This window comes from Gilvibacter sp., from assembly GCF_965601605.1.
Taxonomy (GTDB): Bacteria; Bacteroidota; Bacteroidia; order Flavobacteriales; family Flavobacteriaceae; genus Gilvibacter.
In genome coordinates, this window is record NZ_CBFCWJ010000027.1 from 14,355 (window position 1) to 31,601 (window position 17,247).

Sequence of the window (17,247 nt, forward strand, 5' to 3'; positions counted from 1 at the left end):
ATGGGCTTTCGGTTTTTTCAAAACATCACTTCGTAATTTGTCAAGAAAAAAGTATCGTAGAAAGAAGAATAAGAAAAGGGTTCACAGTACTCACCGCATCATATAGAACAATTCAAAAAACAAATAAAAAATGAAACTTAAATCCTATACCCAAACCCAAATCTTACCTGACTCACTGTACGGTTAAAGCTAATATCTGGAACATCATTTTCCTTGCCCAAACGGGTGTAGTCATATTGCACTTGAACAAACCAGCGTTCAGCTACATCATACGACAGGCGAGCATGGCCATTCAAGCCGTTTTTTGAATCGCCACCAATGATCTGACGTCCTTCACTTCCTAAAATGGCGCTGTCTCCACTAAAGGCAAAGAGAATGGTATTATAGCCTACTCCCACTGCGGGATGCAGTTTAGGGACTCCGGGAATGTTGAGTTCGGCAAAGACAGACGGTTTAAAATCATAAGCTATCGCTTTTGTCGTTCCGGTATCTAAGGTTTCTGAAAAGCCGGCAAAGCCCATGTTTAGGGCCACTCCAAAATTAAAGGCGCCAGATTCGGCAAAGCGGTATTCACCGCCAATATCAAACCAGGCGGTGTAGCCTTCAGCAAAAAAGTTGTCACCTACCGGGAGCGGGTAGTTCCATTCCACACTAAATTTTCGTTCCTGAGCGCTAGCAAATACGCCACAGAAGAGCAATCCCAAAAGGATGAGGTAATTTCTATTCATAATTTTTCTTTTAGCAATTCACTCTTAAAGATAGGACATTGTTTGCTTCTGTGTAATTTGCGGTACAAATCCGTAGAAAAAAATGAGACAACTATTCAGAGAGTTCAAAGAGTTCGCCGTAAAGGGAAATATGATAGACATTGCCATTGGGGTGATCATAGGTACAGCCTTTAATAAAGTGGTGGACGTTTTGGTGAAAGAGATCTTTTTGCCGCCATTATCTTTTTTGACCGATGGAGTCAATTGGACCAACAAAAAATGGGTGCTTCGCGAGGCTGTTACTCAAGATGGCGTATCGCATCCAGAGGAAATCGCGATTGCCTATGGCAAGTTCATAGAGGCCTTTGCCGATTTTATGATCATTGGCTTTACGGTCTTTTTAGTGGTGAAGGTGATGAACCGCATCCGCAACAAATCAGAAGATCCTAAAGATGAAACAGAAGTGACTCCGAAGGACATCCAACTTTTGGATGCTATGGTGCACAAAATGGACAAACAGATCAGCTTGCTGGAAAAAATGGCCAAAAAGGACTAAGCTTTATTGGGTTGGAGTAGTTTGGTGCTCAGCAGGGCTACAATAATGGCCACTAAAAAAGTCATGATGCGAGAAGAGATCACCGCATCCAAGCCCGAACCGATCCAAAATAAGGTAAACACCAAACCAGCGATCATGGTAGCCAAGGCGGCTTTTCCATGATAGGATTTGTAAAACAGGGTGAGCAGGATCACCACAGAAAAGGTCGATCCAATTCCCGCCCAAACATATCCGACAATACTGTAAATAAGGTCGCTGGGTGTCACAAAGGCGATCAAAAGTGCGATCACAGATAGTGCTGCGGTAATGGCTCTGGATTGCAAGAGCGATTGCGCCTCAGATTTGTTTTTAGAAAGCGGTTTGATGAGGTTCTCTGAGAGTTCTGTGGCCGATAGGATTAACAGCGAATTGGCCGTAGAAATGATAGCTGCCAATACTCCTGTTATAAGAATACCAGAGATTACAGGAGGGAAGATGGTGGTCAAAACTCGCGGCATGACTGTCTCTTGATCTGCCAGACCTTCTGGACCAAAAATGGCTATTCCCAGCCAGCCGATATACAAGGCGCCCGTATAGGCAATTACTGTCCAAATGACGCCGATGTTTCTGGCCACTTTGGCTTCCTTTGTAGATCGGATCGCCATAAAACGCATGCTGAGTTGGGGTTGTCCGCCCAAATATCCAAAGAACCAACTAAAGGCCACCGCGATCATGATTCCGCTGCCTAGGCCTGCTATCATATCAGGAGCGTTGGGGAACCAATCGGTCAACACCTTACCCAAAGCACTTTCTGGATTCACCACAGCACCGCCCATCATGGTGCTGTATTCGGGTCCGGCTTTTTCCAGCGCTTCACCAACGGAGTGTGCAAAATTCACATCAGCAGTAAAACCCTTTAGATATAAATAACCAGCAATGGGTGTTATGATCAAAGTAATGATCATCAATACAGATTGAATCACATCGGTATAAGTCACCGAACGGAATCCGCCGTAAATCGTATAAGGAACAACCAGTAAAACCACCAAAAGCATGGCCCAACTGCGGTCAATATCAAAGAGGGTGTTTAGCGTCTTTCCTCCACCTAAAAACTGAGCGCCCACATAGAAAAAGAAGAAGAATACTATGGTTGCACTTCCTACCAAACGAATCCATTTGGCAGCGTCTCCGTGACGTTTGGCAATGTAACCGGTAAAGGTATCGGCTTCGTATTTGTCGGCTTCAACTTGCAAGCGTTTGGCAATGACCACCCAAGCCACAATGATACCCACCACACATCCAATGGCAGTCCAAACTTCCATAAGTCCGGTAGCGTAGGCTGCTCCCGGCAACCCTAAAAGGGCCCAAGAGGATTCTCCCGTAGCGCGTTCAGAGAGTGCAGCTACCCAACCGGGCAGTTTACGCCCCGCAATGGCAAAGTCGCTTGCCGTTTTCACTTTACGACCCTGATACAGTCCCCAGCCAATGAGCAGGAGCATGTATACGATCATAACTACGAGGATAATGGTGGTGTTTTCCATGAAGTTGGTTTGGTTCGCTGCTGTTGAAGATACAGAATTTAGCCAGATACCCTCCTTTTAGAATAGTAATCCCCAAACGTGATTTTAACTCACTACTCACTCTTTTTAATCAGACGGCTACGCTTATGAATCGTCTATTTGCTGGGGATGTGTAAAAAATACCTTTATGCTGTGATCTGAAACCTCCGCCATGTACGTGTTGCAAAATCAGAGCCTTTTAGATCCGCTTAAATACTGATCCCTCATGAAAAAGCAAGGCGTATTTTTATACACGGCCATAGCCATTGCATCATGTCTCCTTATGTCTTTTGGGCAGGATTACCTGCAAAAAAGAATGATTAGGGGCAAGGACTATGACCACCATTTTTACATCTTCACTAAAGCCAGAAAAGCAGAGCGTGACAAGCTTTATCACTGGTTTAAAGCCGGAGAATTGCATCAATCTTTCGGTGCAACAGGAGGCTATGTACTCCACAAAGAATACCTGAAATATTACAGCGACAATCAACTTGCAGAAAAAGGAGCGTTTCATTACGGTCTCAAAACGGGACAATGGAAGTCTTGGCATCCAAACGGTACTTACGCCTCTTTAGCAGAGTGGCAGAACGGCAGCAAAAATGGAGACTATTTGGCTTTTGACGAGGCCGGAAATCTTCTGACCAGCGGCCGCTATAAGCGTGACTTAAAACAAGGTGTTTGGGTAGACCACAGCACTAAAGATACTCTATGGTATAAGGACGGAATTGCGCATAAAGAGCCGTTGCGAGATATCAAGCGCAGAGAAGATTCATTAGCGGGAAAGCGTCCACTATTCAAGCGCATCTTTGGGGGGAAACCCAAAGACTCAACTGCGGCAGACAGCAGCAGACCAGGCTTTTTTAAGCGCGTGTTTGGCCCAAGGCAGCAAGATTCAACAGCAACAGATTCCACCAAGAGGCGCGGCTTTTTTGGGCGCTTGTTCAGCAAAAAAGACAAGGGTGATGAGAATTAAAGCAGCCTCCATATCGTATGCAGTCTTTATGGCTGTCTTAACGGCGCTGTTTTGCTACGGATTGGTGCTGGTCTTTTCCTTGAACACCAATTTAGAGGATCATTACCGCGGTCAAAGCAAACTCTTGGCGGAGCAGTATTCAGCCCAGGCTTATGCCCAAGCGAATTTTCACCAATTCCCAAGAGAAGAATGGACTTTCGTTTCAGGTACTTCGGATGGGATCCGTCAAGGCTTTAAAAAATCTGCATGGGGCATGCTTTATACCATGGGGGTTCAAACCCTTGGGTTCAAAGACACCATTAGTGAACACTACCTGTTGGCGCCACAAATGAACGCCAAGGCTCCGACGCTGTATTTGAAAGATCAAGACGATCCGTTAAAACTCTCCGGATCCACTACGGTGGAAGGCCTTATTGCCTGCGCAAAAAAGCAAGTGACACAGCTTAGAATTAACAGCAGTACCCAGATGGAGATCAATCAAACGGGGCCTGTGGTGGCTTCACAATCACGACTGCCTGAATACAAGCTGCGGGACCTGGAATCTCTGAATGATGAGGCTGCGGAATTTTTAGACTCACAGGTGGTGGAGTACCATCAAAGTTTTGACCAGCCATTGGCCGTGTATATTGCGGATTCTTATTTGTCGGAGGTACGTTTAAGTGGAAAGATTCTTATTAAAAGTGAAGATACTCTGCACATAGCCTCGACTGCTGAGCTGAAGGATGTAGTGGTTCAGGCGCCAAAAATCGTGGTAGAAGCCAATTTTAAGGGCAGTGCTCAACTTTTGGCAGCTCACGAGATTGTTTTGGAGGCCAACAGCTTTCTGCAGTTTCCGTCAGTCTTAATGCTCACCGAGGCAACTGGGTTTCAAAACCGAATTCAATTGGAAGCTGATGCTATGGTGCAAGGAGCGATCTACTTGCCCGAGGCCAAGTCCAATTTGCACAAGCCTACTGAACTCCTCGTTGAAGCAGACGCCCAAGTTTTGGGACATATTTTCTGCGGTGGAACCTTAGAACTTTACGGAGATGTGACCGGCAAGATCGTTGCCAGCCAACTGCTTTATCAAACCCAAACCACTAAACACAGCAACTTACTCAAAGATGTTGAGCTGTTAGTTCCAGAGCAACCAGGATGGTTGTTTGCCCTTAATGAATCCGCAGAAACACCAGCGGTAATCTTAAAAAAACTATGAAGAGAAAAGCATACATAGCAGCAGCCTCTCTCTTGGAATCAGTAATAGCCATCAGCATTATTGCGGGCTGTCTTTTGGTGGGACTGCAAGTGTTTCAAACCGTTTACGGCAAGCGTAGCACCCAAGACTATTATCAGCAAAAATACGCCGAGTCCAAAACGCTAGCCGCAGTGGTTTTGGATTCCACAACAACCCAGGGCAGTATTACTCCCTTGATTGAAAATGAAATCGGCCGTTTAGATGAACATCAAACAACTACCGCGAAGGGGCAGCCTATTGCTACTTGGAGGTTTAAATCCATTCAGCCATGAAACTAGCTGCCTTTACCTTGATAGAAGTGGTGATCGCCTTAGCAGTGCTGAGCATAGTGACGGTCTTGACCTATAACGGCTTTGCGTATTTGGCTGGAGGTACAAGAACCTTTGTTCAAGACAGTCAGCAGCATTTGGAGTTGATGGGTTTTGCTGCTCGTTTGGAGGCCGATATTGCCCATGCAGAACGTGTGGAAGCTCCAGAAGACCAGCAGCTGCGCATGCTGCATTACAACAACGCAGAGGTACTGTATCAGCTGCGCGATGGTTATTTGTTTCGATTGACAGAAACAACTGCGGATTCCATCCCAGCGTTTGCTATGAATTGGGAACCTCTTGCACAAAATGACCCAAAGGCGTCAGCCTTAATAAAGGGTGTAGAAGTAGAAGCGGACCTTTTTGGATCCCCTCAGCATCTATACTTTTTTAAACAATATCATCCAGCGCAATTATTAGAACGACCATGAGCATCACGGTAAAAGCCATATCGTCCAATACATCCAAAACGGCTAAGCCTAAGGATAAGACCGCCTGGAGCTTGAGCGTGGGGAAGACACTCACGGATAAACGTCGCGTGCAATTTTATAAGGATTTTTATATGCTCTTGCACGCCAAGGTAGACTTTAAGACAGCTTTGACTATTCTGGTAGCTCAACAAAAGCATCCAAAGACCAAAACACTTTTGCAGTCGCTTTTAGACCAAGTAGTTGCCGGCCGCATGTTTTTTGAGGCTATCAGTGATTCGGGTGAATTTTCCGACTATGAGATCTTTAGCATCAAGATCGGAGAGCAGACCCGACAGTTAGCTGAGGTACTTCAGGAATTGCAAAGCTATTTTGACAAAAAGGTGGCCTTACGCAAACAGATCATCTCTATTTTGACCTATCCGGCTTTTGTGTTATTGCTCACCCTGTGTACGCTCTATTTCATGTTGAATTATGTGGTTCCCTTGTTTGGGTCGGTATTCAATCAGTTTGACAAAGACCTACCAGCTTTGACGCAGGCTGTAATTAATCTGGCAGACAATTTTAATACCATCTTATTGATCACTTTGGTCACAGTAGCAGCAATTTATTTGGGTTACCGCCAAGCGCGAAAACGCGCTGCATTTAGAGCTTTTCAGGCCGAATTGATCTTGAAAATTCCATTTTTTGGTCGCCTAGTTCGGGAGATCTACCTCACCCGATTTTGCCAAACCATGGCCTTGCTTTTGCGTTCCAAAACCTCAATTCTAGAGTCCATTGCTTTGGTGCGCAACATCGTCGGGTTCCACCCGATAGCCACAGCACTAAAAACCGCAGAAACAGACCTGATGCGCGGTATTCCATTGAGTGAATCCTTAAGGAAGTTCAAGGTATTTGATCATCAGCTCATCTCTATGGTTCAAGTTGCCGAAGGCGTGAACCAATTGGACGAGATGTTTGCCACTTTGGGTGAACAGTACAATACAGAAGTATCCTATAAAACTAAAATAATGGGCACCGTGATAGAGCCGCTACTCATCCTTTTCATAGGGAGCATAGTTGGGCTTATCATGATTGCCATGTATGCGCCTATGTTCAATCTCAGTGAAGTTCTGGGCGGCGCTTAAACCTAAGTATTATGAAAAACAGAAAAGACAAACAGCAAAAGGGTTATTTACCCGCCTACTCCATGACAGAGATTCTTATCGTGCTCTGTATCATCGGAATATTGATTCTTATGGTCTTGCCCAACCAGACCGCGGTCATTGGACAAGCCAAGGCGATAGAAGCCCAGAGTATGCTCAATCAGGTACACGCCTTACAGAAAAGTCATTTTTACCGCTTTTCCAAGTACAGTTCTGACTTTGAAGCCATAGGGTTTCAACATGATCCCACCATTAACGAAGGTGGAAAAGCAGTCTATCAGATTACCATCATTGAGGCGAGTACCAACAGCTTTAAAGCGCAAGCGGTGGCCCTTTCTGATTTTGATGGAGACGGGGTGTACAACACTTGGGAGATCGATCAGAATAAAAATTTAGTAGAAACCGTAAAAGACTAATTGTGGCAGTGGTATCAGCATTCATATTTGGCCTGGCTACTCTGGGAATCACCTATCAGGATTTCAAGCACAGAGCAATTCACATTGCCTTGTTGTTGTTGCTCTTTGGAGTTTCTGTGGTAGACGCTTTTTGGAGCAGAAGGCCCTTTGCTGAGCTTCTGCAAACCCTAGTTTTTACGCTAGTTGTATTGGGATTGATGTGTCTGTATCTGCGCCTTAGATACGGCTCTTGGGTCAATCCTTTAACGAATCATCTAGGCCTGGGAGATGTGTTGTTCTTTGTAGCAGTCATCCCGCTTTTTAATACCCACGGATTTGTCTGGTTCTTTATCAGTGGACTGTTGTTTTGTGTTGTGGTTTACAGTCTACTTAAAAGCCAGATTGGAAAGGATTCAATTCCCCTCGCTGGTATGTTAGCGGTCTATCTTTTGGGCCTTAAAATCATTGAATCTCAAGGCGGATTCTCCATGTTCAACTTATATCTATAAAGTATGCACGTTCAAGAGCCTATTCAGATCAGTACAGAAATTCAACAGTTGGTTTTGCCGGAGATCGCGCACCGTTATGGCTTGATACCGGTCCGACTCAGTGAGCAGTGCTTGCACTGTTTGGTTGCTGATTCCAAGAAGGACGTGCTCCAAATAGATGAGTTGGAGATGATCTTAGGACATTCTATACAGGTGGAACCAGTAGACGATAGCTTGGTGCAACAGGCGCTGACCACTTATTACCGCCTTGGCCGTAAAACCGAGCAGCAGAGTAGCCTAAAGCTCACAGACGACTTTTTAGAAAATCTTATCCACGATGCCAAGGCCACCGAAAGCAGTGATATTCACTTTGAGATCTACAAGGATAAAGGGCGTGTTCGTTGCCGTATAGATGGAAAATTAATTACGCGCTACAGCATTAAGACCGACCAATATGCGGAATTGATCAACAAGATAAAGATCAAAGCACGGCTAAACATCACGGAGCGCCGCCTACCTCAAGACGGGCGCATTCAATACGAGGACTTTGACATTCGGGTCTCTGTGCTGCCAACACTCTACGGTGAAAAAGTGGTCATGCGTTTGTTGGGAAAAGACACGGCTCATCTTACCATGGACGCCTTAGGTATGGAAGCTGAAGATCAACAGGACTATCTGCATGCAGCCAAGGCAAGTAAGGGGATCATTTTGATCTCAGGCCCTACAGGTTCTGGAAAGACCACAACGCTTTATGCGACCTTAAAGCTGCTCAACCGAGAAGACAACAATATTGTGACCATTGAAGATCCTATTGAATACACCTTGGAGGGAATCAATCAGGTACAATTAAAAGAAGACATTGGTTTGGACTTTACGGCTGCACTCAAATCGTTCTTAAGACAAGATCCTGATGTGATCATGCTTGGGGAGATCCGCGATGCGAAAACAGCGCAAATGGCAATACGTGCAAGTTTGACTGGACACTTGGTGCTGTCTACCATACATACCAATTCTGCATTGGGCACGCTCTCTAGATTGATGGATATGGGTGTGCCACCATTTTTGATCGCAGAGACTTTGAATATTTCTGTAGCACAGCGACTGCTCAGAAAACTCTGCCCTGATTGTAAAAAGGAAGAGCAAGCAGCTCCTGCAAGCTTTAAGAACAGCAAGCTCGCTTCTCTGAAGTCCCATTGGGTTCCTCAGGGTTGTCCGTCTTGTTATAATACAGGATACAAAGGCCGAATTGCGGTATACGAATGTATTCCAATCGACTCAAGAATAAAACAACTCATTCAGTCAGAAGACGCTGCGGTTTTGGAAGATCCAAAAGTGTTGGACTATTCGCGCCTGAGTGACAAAGCAATGGCTTTAGTCCTCAATGGAACCACTTCTGTTGAAGAGGCTTACGCCTTACTGAATGATTGATCCCTTTGATTATGAAAAAACTCATTTTAATATTAATTCTCTTTGGCGCGGTAAACACGCTGTTTGGTCAGAATTCCTTTGCAGAATTAGAGGCCCAGATGGACACCATAGCCAAGAGCCGTCCCGGTCTTTTGGAGACTACACGAATAGACATATCTGGTTTGACCTTGTACGATGTCATTACTTCTATTGCAGATGAGCACGAACTCAATGTGAGTGTGAGTAATGATTTAGACCAAGTGGTTAGAACTAATCTTTACGATGTTCCTGTGCGTGATGTCTTGCTCTTTCTGGCCGATAATTACGAATTGGAAGTCGGGTTTACCAGTGGGATCATGACTTTTAGTAAACGACTGCCTCCTCCAGTGGAAGAAGAGGAAGTTGTTCTAGAGCCTATCAACGTGAGCTACAATCCGCAAAATGACTTTTTATCCATCAACCTCAAGAACGATTCCCTACCGCGCGTAGCAGAACGCATCACGGAACTCACCGATAAGAATATTGTCCTGGCTCCAGATGTAAAGACCTTTAAAGTCTCGGCTTATCTAAAGAACAGACCTTTTGACCAGGTAATAGAAATGATGGCAAAGAGCAATCAATTGGAAGCCATCAAAGACGACAACGGCTTTTATTATCTCCAGAAAGCAACAACAGAGGCTGATCCTACAGCTGCAACAGCAGGTAGTGGCAGAAGACGTTCCAGCAGAACAGCAACGCAGACAGTTAGTGGATCCTTGGAGGTTAGTACCAACAGCAATGGATTTTTGAAAGTAAAGGCTTTGGAGGCAGATCTGGCCAGTATAATTGCTCAAAGTGCAGAGGCCATGCAGATCGATTACTTCTTTTACAATGTACCTAAAGATGTCAATGCCACCTTGATCGTATCGTCAATTGGTTTTGAAGATTTGCTGGATCACCTTTTTAAAGGAACCATTTATACCTACCGGGTTGAAGACGATCTCTTTGTGATCGGAGAACAAAATACGGAAGGGCTGCGGGTGACTGAGCTCATCCAAATGGAGAACCGAACCATAGATAATGTGATCGGCACCTTACCGGCAGACCTTACCGCAGGCATTGAAGTGAAAGAAGTCATTGAGCTTAACGGCATTGTTGCCTCAGGCTCTCGTCCCAGAATTGAGGAGCTTAAGGCGTATTTGCGAGAGATCGATCTGGTTGTGCCTATGGTACAGATCGAGGTACTCATTGTTCAATACGAGAAGTCATACGACGTACAAACTGGGTTGCAAGCACTTTTGGGAGAACAAGGACAAGACGTACAAACAGGAGGGCAGGTTTTTCCCAATACCGATGTGACCTTGAATGCTACAACCATTAACGATCTAATAGAAGGTTTTAACGGCTTTGGCATTTTTAATCTCGGTAAAGTAACCAAGGACTTCTATATGAACCTTTCTGCCTTGGAGAACAACTCCATCATAAAACTTCAATCCACACCTAAAGTAGCAACGCTGAGTGGGCATGATGCAAGCATTTCCATCGGAGAAACCAGTTATTATTTTGAAGCTCGAAATGACTTGGTAGGGATCGGGCAGAACAACCAGTTAACACAGTCTGGGAGCTGGAAATCCACAGACGCTAGTTTGAGCTTGAACATTTCTCCCAAGGTATCCAAAGATGAACAGGTCACCTTGGGGATCAGCGTGGAGAAAAGCGCCTTTACAGGTAGGGTAGCAGAAAATGCACCTCCTGGCAAGACCAGTCAAACCTTTGAATCCTTGGTGCGTGTTCGCAATAATGAAATGATACTACTAGGTGGTTTGGATGAGGTAGACCTGGAGAATTCGGGGACTGGAACTCCCTTTTTATCGCGTATTCCCGTGATCAAATGGTTCTTTTCCAGCAAACGCAAACGCAAGTCTACATCTAAACTTCACGTCTTTATAAAACCTACCATAGTTTATTAGTCAGATGGAAGTTCGCAAACTCATAGCACTCAAGCAATTCTTTCACTGCGTCCACCTGCATCTGGACGGGACCGGGAGCTCGTATCGTTGTTTAAAGGTCGGTATAAAAAGACAAGATCTAGAAATAATTCAAGCTGTGGAGGCTGATTCCATAAGTTCCCTTAAGGAAAAATTGGGGACAAGCTTGCCTTTACTGCTATTGATCTCTGGGGCGAAGGTGATCGACAAGAAATTGACCCGATCTCCCAACTATCTCAGCGAGGTCTTGTTCAACAATTCTTTAGATGATTTTTACCTCAATGAGCGCGAACAGTCCGAGCATATGCTCATTTCTGTCGCGCGAAAAAATAGCATTGACCCCATTTTAGCCGAGTTTGAAGCGGCTGGTTTTGAGCTGTTGGAATTTCGCTTTGGACGTTGGTATTTGAGTGCAATTACAGAACTGTTGCCCGATCAGTTCAGTGTTATGGGGTACGATCCTCATTCGTTGAGTTTAACGGATTTCAAAGACACTAAAAACAGTCTAAGTATTGGTGATCAGCAGTTTGAGGAGTCTCAGAGTTTGGCCTTGGCTATGGCAGTGGTACAGTTGCAACCGGGAGTCTGGACCACCAATTATGCAGAGCGCACAACTGCCCTGAAGACAGAATATAAATACAAGAAATGGTTTAAGCGTTTGGGAGCGGCTGTATTGGTCTTTCTATTGACCAGTTTAGTAGGCAGCTACCTTTTAACAGCACATTATAACGAAAAGAATGTGTCACTACAAGCTGAAGTTGCAGCGCATCAGCAGTTGCAAAATGAGGTGGCACAATTGGAAAAAGACAAAGCATTTAAAGATCAAGTTTTGGAAGAACTCCAGCTGGGCAGGAAGGCTTATTTGAGCGATTATTTGTGGCAAATAGGTGCTTCCGTCCCTGCTGAAGTGCAACTGGAAAGCTTGGTTTTATTTCCCTTAGCGGCAAAAGTAAAAGACGAAGAATTTATAGCAATAAACGGCCGTCAGTTGGAACTTTCTGGCGTAGTCTCAGACACCCAAAGCTTTGTTGATTGGACAGAGGATCTCAGAGCCAAGGCTTGGATAAGTTCTGTGGAGCTGACTGATTTCCAACGACAACAAAACACGAACACATTTAAATTAACCCTGCATTTGTGATGCTTGACAAGTACAGCTATAAACAAAAATTCACAGCCCTTGTGGTGCTGGCGGTGCTGATGATCGCCCTTGCGTATAAGCGTTCCTTTGGAACGGCTATTGCGAGTGGTTCGGCCTATTTTTCAGACAAAGCCAAACTAGAGAACAGTGCGCTTATTCAATCACAAAGACAGGCACTTTTGCAGCGTAACGCGGATCTGGATGCACAAATTGGACATCAACAAATGGACGCAGTACTGGTTCAAAATGCGTTGGTAGATTTTATGGCAACACAGCCTGGAAGCACAGAGCTCACCACAGTAGCTCCCATGCACACCTACAGCGACGATTATTTTACCAGACACAGCAATAATATCATCATAAACGGCTCCTTCAACGAGCTGATACGAACCATTTATGCCTACGAAAGTGAGTTTTCGCTTTCGCAGATCAGGCATATTTCCATGTATAGAAAGAAAAACTTTAAAACGCGAAAGCATGAATTATTTACAGCACTTTTGTTTCAACATTACCAACAGCATTAGAGCGGTGTCTTGCCTCTTGGTCGTGCTGATGGTTGCTACCGGATGCGATGATCTTTTAGAAGAGGATATCACCGATGATGAGGTCCGCTTGATAAGCCCATTAGAAGGTGACACACTCACTGGAAATTCCGTACAACTGCTCTGGAATACCTTAGATGGAGCTGACGAGTATGTCGTGCAGATCTATCGCGGTTCAAACATTGTTGTGGACTCGGTAGTATCGCTACCGCCTTTAAATTTCAATTTGAATAGTAACACTTATCAATGGCGCGTAAAAGGACAGAACTTCGCCTATGAAACACCATTTAGTTTTCCTCAAGAATTTGTGGTGCAGAGTGCCTCAGACTTGAGTAATGAGACGGTATTATTAACGAGTCCTTCTGCGGATCTTTACACCAATGCCACCACCCTTATTTTCAACTGGGAAGCTTTGGCAAATGCAAGTCGATATCGTTTTGAGTTGCAAAAGATCAGCTCCACAGCGACAGAAACGCTCTTGCTGGTAGACGATCTTACTTCAACCACCATAACCTTGGATGCGACCGTTTTGACCGAAGATGCCACATACCGCTGGTTGGTTCAAGCCATTAATGATGACAACGAAACGCAAACAGCTTTCAGTAGTCGGGATTTCTTTTTAGATACTGTGGCTCCAAACCTTCCCGAACTCTTGAGCCCTGCCTTCGAGGAGGAATTTTTGGTCGATGAGACTATCGTGTTTAGTTGGAATTTGGGAGTGGATCCGGGGGTGGTCAATGCACCCGTAAGCAGTGTTTATGAAATTGCAACAGACGCGACCTTCAGCACCCTTTTAATAGCGGAGTCAACACCCTTAACCTCCTTTAGTGCCAGCTTTACCGCGGCGGGGACCTATTTTTGGCGCGTTCGTGGAGAGGATCAAGCTGGTAATATTGGCCCCTTTAATTTAAACGGAAAATTTATTGTCAATGAATAAGACTTTGCTCAATAAGGTATTAATTGGTGCCTTGGTGCTCATTTGGGTGTCTGTGGGTTATAAGCTGCTTAAACCTGGGCAAGAGCCTGTGGTCACAAGCAGTAAACCGCAAGCCGTTGTGGTTGCTCAGACAGAGGATACGCGTCAAGCCTTTGAATGGGAACCATTGGTTAGAGATCCGTTCTTAAATACCATCAGCAAAGCAAAAAAAACAAACGAAACTACTGCTAAAAAGCCATTGGGCAGACCGCCTACACGTCCAAAGCAAACTAGTACAATATGGCCAACTATTGAGTACTTTGGATACGTGCAAAAAGAGCGACAATCTGCCCCTTTGGCTTTGATTAAGATCAATGGTGTGCTCCAACGACTTCGTGCCGGAGAAGCTTTTCAAAGCATAGCTATCAAGGCGGTATATCAAGATTCTATCGCCGTGCAATTTGGCAGTGAAAACAAGGTCTTTCGCAAATAAGGCCCGTTTATGAAACAAAACGCTACACTTATGAGAAAGCGGTAGTAGCTGGGGTTTGCAGTTTATACTTTCGGTGGAAAACCTATAAAAACACCGATTATGAAAGTCAAATTACAACAATTTATGCTCGTCTTTGTGGCCATGCTCTTTAGCTCTGTGGCCTTTGGACAGTTTGGAACAGGAGACGAGTGCGACTGTTCTGCAGAGCTTGATCCGAGTTTTACATTTGTCTCAGACCCTGAGACCTGTGTTGTAACTTTTACAGCCGATTTAGGAAGCGATTGTTTAACAGCCAATAGATTTGTTTGGTATGTCAATGGTGCTCCTGTGGGCTTCGATACTGGAGATAATCCTGAATTTCAATACGAGAGTATTGATTTAATTGATGAGATGCAATTACGCGTCAAGGCCTTTGGTGGTAACGATTATTGCACGAAGACTGTAAGTACTTGGTTGGCGCCATTTACCTGTGAAAATACGATTCCACAGGACTTCTCTTTTGATGTTACCAAACATGCGGAACGTGCAGAAGGGTCCGATCCTATTGAGGTTTTATATACTGGGCAAGAGTTTGACTGGGTAGTGACTGTTAGCAGCGAAGTAGATGACAATCAGTTTGACTACATAGAATTTGCAGAAGTGCCTGCTGACCCTTTACCAGACGGTACCGTAGTGGATTGTCCGTTCTTATACCAAGGAACCGCCTCGGTGATTTTTCCTCCAGGTTCTGGAATGACCGATCTTATCGATGTTCCTTTTGCTGTAGCTGGAGGTATTTGTCTTCCAGAAGGAGATACCGAAATCAGATTCCGATATAAAGCATGTGGAAATGGCCTTTTATCGGGAACAATTCAATGGACCAATTGTATCCAATACGATCCAGACGGAGAAGTGTGTTTTGGTTTTACTGATGGAGGAGGAGTTCCTACAGAAGAAGCATGTAGCACGGTAGAGATTCGTTACGGATGTCCTATGGGTATGACAGACGGCTATTGTTTGGAGCCTGGTGCTATTGAAGCTGGGCAAGAAATTGAAAGTGACCTTTATGTAAAACGACCGTTTCACGGCGTTAAGACGTTTTCTGGAACCTTTGCCTATGATCTTGAGGAATTCACTGCAGCAGACATCACTATGAGCCCTTCTTTCCCAGCAGGCTTTGTCATGGATAAAACAGACAATGGAGATGGAACTATTGACTTTTTAATTCACAATCCTCTGAGTAGCACAGCAACTTTCGATCTTGGAGTTGGCGGTTTGTATTATCCTATTATCTGGAATGGAACCTTTATCAACGACTTGATGGATTGTACCTCGATTTATATAGATAATGTGGTATTGGATAATGGAGTTTCAGCTGCTCAGACACCTTTTGTAGATCCTGGAGTATTCTGTACAGATTATGAGAACACAGATCCGCCGTATGAACCGGCAATTATTTTGACAGATCCAGTGGCTTATTGCATTGGAGGTGCTCCCTTAACTTTAATTGCTGACGGTCCATTTGAAAGTGAAAACTCTACCTATGTTTGGGATGATGGATCGACAGATCAAGAGCGTGTAATAACCACAGCGGGAACTTACTCTGTAATGGTTACTGATGAAGACGGTTGCGACAGATATAAATCTATTGAGATTCCTTTTTGTGAAGGAGAATGTAACTGTGAGAACTTCGTGCCACAGATCGTTATGGAAATTCAAGATTGCGAAGTGGATGCTGTAATCTTGACTCCTGAATGTCCAAACCTCGATTGGGTGAACTATCACTGGACCTTCAGCAACGGTAATACGTATGACGGATTTGATCCACCAGCACAGCTATTTGTAGGTCCTTCTAGTGTAGATCCTATAATCTCTGTAAAGGTAAAAGCAAGCATAGACGGCGTGCTTTGTGAGAAAGAATTGACCGAGAATCCATTTGTTCCTTGTCGCGGTGGCGGGGGGTTAGGAAAACTGGCCAACATTTATCCGAATCCGGCCAATGACTACTTGAACGTAGACCTCAGTGAGATAGATGCTACGACAGGAAAAATCGAGATCCTCAACATGCAAGGACTTGTTCTAGTAAGTGATGCCTTCGATACTCGAATGAAAAGTACACCTGCTTGTGATGTGTCTAAATTACGTTCAGGAGTATACCTGCTTCGTCTTGTGGATGCAAACAACAATGTGATTGAAATTCAGCGACTTTTAGTTAAGTAAAGCGTTTAGTTAGGTTGGTTAAGACTCCCGTTTCTGGTTTGGAAACGGGAGTTTTTTTTACCTCCAATTTCAAATTTGAAACGTTTGCTTGCGAATATTAAAGCGAAGGTCGCGCTTTAGCAAAACCCCCTAGAAACCCGCGTCTAGCCTGCTATTTTTAAAGTGTTGTAGCTAGAAATAGCTGAAAATCTCCCTTCAAATGAAAATGAATAAAATCAAATTAACAGTACTGCTTAGCTTTTTTATCGTCCTCCTTGTGAGCTGTAAATCCGAACGTGAGAAGCAGTGGGAATCCAGTGAGATGGCAGAGAGACTTTTTGAACACAATTCCCGCGGATGGAAGAGTAATCAACTGCTCAATTACGCGAACAATATACAATACCGGGCAACGGAGGTTCCTATTGAATACTATTTACTGAAGAATCTTGGAACCAAGAACATAGAGCGCTTTGATTCTATTTACAAGGCCAATAACAACGAGCGGATCATCGAGTTCGAGTTTGAACACATCCGCGGTAACGATCTATTGGAAGAAGCCTTTACCGGAAGAGGTTATGATGAAGGGGTGGAATACCTCATGGAAACCATAAAACAAGACTACACCTTGGTCACGCAAAGTGGTCATACCATCGCTTGTGATGGAGTGCTCTTTGAGCGCCATTTTCAAGTGAGCCCATTCAAACGCTTGCTGCTCTATTTCTCTGGAGTGGATGAAGGTGAAAGCGTAAAACTCATTTACAACGATCAGTTGTTCAACAATATTCAGTTCGAGTTTGACTTTGGCAACAATGTGCAAACCCAACTCTAATCTCG

The 17,247-nt window shown here is 44.4% G+C and carries 18 protein-coding genes; 16 read left to right on the forward strand and 2 right to left on the reverse strand.

Annotation, left to right across the window (positions count from 1 at the left end; genetic code table 11):
• Positions 1-137: 137 nt before the first annotated feature.
• The gene (locus ACSLP7_RS07450) at positions 138-728 is read right to left on the reverse strand and encodes an outer membrane protein (protein WP_435578718.1); all 591 of its coding nucleotides are present in this window, start codon (positions 726-728) and stop codon (positions 138-140) included.
• 82 nt (positions 729-810) lie between these two features.
• Between ACSLP7_RS07450 and mscL the strand changes: the two genes are divergently transcribed.
• Positions 811-1,263 carry a large conductance mechanosensitive channel protein MscL gene (gene mscL / locus ACSLP7_RS07455; RefSeq protein WP_435578719.1) on the forward strand — a complete coding sequence of 151 codons (453 nt, stop codon included), beginning with the start codon at positions 811-813 and terminating at the stop codon, positions 1,261-1,263.
• Here mscL and ACSLP7_RS07460 read toward each other — a convergent pair.
• Positions 1,260-2,783 (reverse strand): sodium/proline symporter, encoded by a 1,524-nt coding sequence (locus tag ACSLP7_RS07460; RefSeq protein ID WP_435578720.1) that lies wholly within the window; start codon positions 2,781-2,783, stop codon positions 1,260-1,262. The genes mscL and ACSLP7_RS07460 overlap by 4 nt on opposite strands.
• Before the next feature lie 244 nt (positions 2,784-3,027).
• Here ACSLP7_RS07460 and ACSLP7_RS07465 point away from each other — a divergent pair, with 244 nt between their 5' ends.
• The 15 genes from ACSLP7_RS07465 to ACSLP7_RS07535 all read left to right on the forward strand — a co-directional run bounded on the left by ACSLP7_RS07465 (position 3,028) and on the right by ACSLP7_RS07535 (position 17,242).
• The gene (locus tag ACSLP7_RS07465; RefSeq protein WP_435578721.1) at positions 3,028-3,774 is read left to right on the forward strand and encodes a toxin-antitoxin system YwqK family antitoxin; all 747 of its coding nucleotides are present in this window, start codon (positions 3,028-3,030) and stop codon (positions 3,772-3,774) included.
• A complete protein-coding gene (locus tag ACSLP7_RS07470) occupies positions 3,764-4,969 on the forward strand; it encodes a hypothetical protein (protein ID WP_435578722.1) in 1,206 nt (401 codons plus the stop codon). Before ACSLP7_RS07465 ends, ACSLP7_RS07470 begins: the two co-directional genes overlap by 11 nt.
• The gene (locus ACSLP7_RS07475) at positions 4,966-5,280 is read left to right on the forward strand and encodes a hypothetical protein (RefSeq protein WP_435578723.1); all 315 of its coding nucleotides are present in this window, start codon (positions 4,966-4,968) and stop codon (positions 5,278-5,280) included. The genes ACSLP7_RS07470 and ACSLP7_RS07475 overlap by 4 nt, the downstream gene beginning before the upstream one ends.
• On the forward strand, positions 5,277-5,747 hold the full coding sequence (locus ACSLP7_RS07480; protein WP_435578724.1) for a PulJ/GspJ family protein: 471 nt from the start codon (positions 5,277-5,279) through the stop codon (positions 5,745-5,747). The genes ACSLP7_RS07475 and ACSLP7_RS07480 overlap by 4 nt, the downstream gene beginning before the upstream one ends.
• A complete protein-coding gene (locus ACSLP7_RS07485) occupies positions 5,744-6,871 on the forward strand; it encodes a type II secretion system F family protein (protein WP_435578725.1) in 1,128 nt (375 codons plus the stop codon). Before ACSLP7_RS07480 ends, ACSLP7_RS07485 begins: the two co-directional genes overlap by 4 nt.
• An 11-nt stretch (positions 6,872-6,882) precedes the next feature.
• Positions 6,883-7,305, forward strand: coding sequence for a type IV pilin protein (locus ACSLP7_RS07490; RefSeq protein WP_435578726.1), 423 nt, complete (start codon positions 6,883-6,885; stop codon positions 7,303-7,305).
• A 2-nt stretch (positions 7,306-7,307) separates the two neighbouring features.
• Positions 7,308-7,793: a hypothetical protein gene (locus ACSLP7_RS07495; RefSeq protein ID WP_435578727.1), complete on the forward strand. Its 486-nt coding sequence runs from the start codon at positions 7,308-7,310 to the stop codon at positions 7,791-7,793.
• A gap of 3 nt (positions 7,794-7,796) precedes the next feature.
• Positions 7,797-9,200: a GspE/PulE family protein gene (locus ACSLP7_RS07500; protein ID WP_435578728.1), complete on the forward strand. Its 1,404-nt coding sequence runs from the start codon at positions 7,797-7,799 to the stop codon at positions 9,198-9,200.
• Positions 9,201-9,211: 11 nt separating this feature from the next.
• The gene (locus tag ACSLP7_RS07505; protein WP_435578729.1) at positions 9,212-11,128 is read left to right on the forward strand and encodes a type II secretion system protein GspD; all 1,917 of its coding nucleotides are present in this window, start codon (positions 9,212-9,214) and stop codon (positions 11,126-11,128) included.
• 4 nt (positions 11,129-11,132) lie between these two features.
• The gene (locus ACSLP7_RS07510) at positions 11,133-12,284 is read left to right on the forward strand and encodes a PilN domain-containing protein (protein WP_435578730.1); all 1,152 of its coding nucleotides are present in this window, start codon (positions 11,133-11,135) and stop codon (positions 12,282-12,284) included.
• Complete coding sequence (locus tag ACSLP7_RS07515; RefSeq protein ID WP_435578731.1) at positions 12,284-12,808, forward strand: hypothetical protein; 525 nt, start codon at positions 12,284-12,286, stop codon at positions 12,806-12,808. Before ACSLP7_RS07510 ends, ACSLP7_RS07515 begins: the two co-directional genes overlap by 1 nt.
• Entirely contained in the window at positions 12,762-13,763 is a 1,002-nt protein-coding gene (locus ACSLP7_RS07520) for a hypothetical protein (protein WP_435578732.1), read from the forward strand. Before ACSLP7_RS07515 ends, ACSLP7_RS07520 begins: the two co-directional genes overlap by 47 nt.
• Complete coding sequence (locus tag ACSLP7_RS07525) at positions 13,756-14,235, forward strand: hypothetical protein (RefSeq protein WP_435578733.1); 480 nt, start codon at positions 13,756-13,758, stop codon at positions 14,233-14,235. The genes ACSLP7_RS07520 and ACSLP7_RS07525 overlap by 8 nt, the downstream gene beginning before the upstream one ends.
• A 99-nt stretch (positions 14,236-14,334) precedes the next feature.
• On the forward strand, positions 14,335-16,434 hold the full coding sequence (locus ACSLP7_RS07530) for a T9SS type A sorting domain-containing protein (protein ID WP_435578734.1): 2,100 nt from the start codon (positions 14,335-14,337) through the stop codon (positions 16,432-16,434).
• A gap of 199 nt (positions 16,435-16,633) precedes the next feature.
• Complete coding sequence (locus tag ACSLP7_RS07535) at positions 16,634-17,242, forward strand: hypothetical protein (protein WP_435578735.1); 609 nt, start codon at positions 16,634-16,636, stop codon at positions 17,240-17,242.
• Positions 17,243-17,247 lie beyond the last annotated feature (5 nt).

Excerpts from the sequence above, each read along its gene's own strand:
- ACSLP7_RS07535 (WP_435578735.1), top strand. The coding sequence starts at position 16,634 with ATGAAAATGAATAAAATCAAATTAACAGTACTGCTTAGCTTTTTTATC.
- ACSLP7_RS07520 (WP_435578732.1), top strand. The coding sequence starts at position 12,762 with ATGAATTATTTACAGCACTTTTGTTTCAACATTACCAACAGCATTAGA.
- ACSLP7_RS07515 (WP_435578731.1), top strand. The coding sequence starts at position 12,284 with ATGCTTGACAAGTACAGCTATAAACAAAAATTCACAGCCCTTGTGGTG.
- ACSLP7_RS07470 (WP_435578722.1), top strand. The coding sequence starts at position 3,764 with ATGAGAATTAAAGCAGCCTCCATATCGTATGCAGTCTTTATGGCTGTC.
- ACSLP7_RS07530 (WP_435578734.1), top strand. The coding sequence starts at position 14,335 with ATGAAAGTCAAATTACAACAATTTATGCTCGTCTTTGTGGCCATGCTC.
- ACSLP7_RS07460 (WP_435578720.1), bottom strand. The coding sequence starts at position 2,783 with ATGGAAAACACCACCATTATCCTCGTAGTTATGATCGTATACATGCTC.
- ACSLP7_RS07450 (WP_435578718.1), bottom strand. The coding sequence starts at position 728 with ATGAATAGAAATTACCTCATCCTTTTGGGATTGCTCTTCTGTGGCGTA.
- ACSLP7_RS07510 (WP_435578730.1), top strand. The coding sequence starts at position 11,133 with ATGGAAGTTCGCAAACTCATAGCACTCAAGCAATTCTTTCACTGCGTC.
- ACSLP7_RS07475 (WP_435578723.1), top strand. The coding sequence starts at position 4,966 with ATGAAGAGAAAAGCATACATAGCAGCAGCCTCTCTCTTGGAATCAGTA.
- ACSLP7_RS07480 (WP_435578724.1), top strand. The coding sequence starts at position 5,277 with ATGAAACTAGCTGCCTTTACCTTGATAGAAGTGGTGATCGCCTTAGCA.
- ACSLP7_RS07505 (WP_435578729.1), top strand. The coding sequence starts at position 9,212 with ATGAAAAAACTCATTTTAATATTAATTCTCTTTGGCGCGGTAAACACG.
- ACSLP7_RS07490 (WP_435578726.1), top strand. The coding sequence starts at position 6,883 with ATGAAAAACAGAAAAGACAAACAGCAAAAGGGTTATTTACCCGCCTAC.
- ACSLP7_RS07485 (WP_435578725.1), top strand. The coding sequence starts at position 5,744 with ATGAGCATCACGGTAAAAGCCATATCGTCCAATACATCCAAAACGGCT.
- ACSLP7_RS07465 (WP_435578721.1), top strand. The coding sequence starts at position 3,028 with ATGAAAAAGCAAGGCGTATTTTTATACACGGCCATAGCCATTGCATCA.
- ACSLP7_RS07525 (WP_435578733.1), top strand. The coding sequence starts at position 13,756 with ATGAATAAGACTTTGCTCAATAAGGTATTAATTGGTGCCTTGGTGCTC.
- ACSLP7_RS07500 (WP_435578728.1), top strand. The coding sequence starts at position 7,797 with ATGCACGTTCAAGAGCCTATTCAGATCAGTACAGAAATTCAACAGTTG.
- mscL (WP_435578719.1), top strand. The coding sequence starts at position 811 with ATGAGACAACTATTCAGAGAGTTCAAAGAGTTCGCCGTAAAGGGAAAT.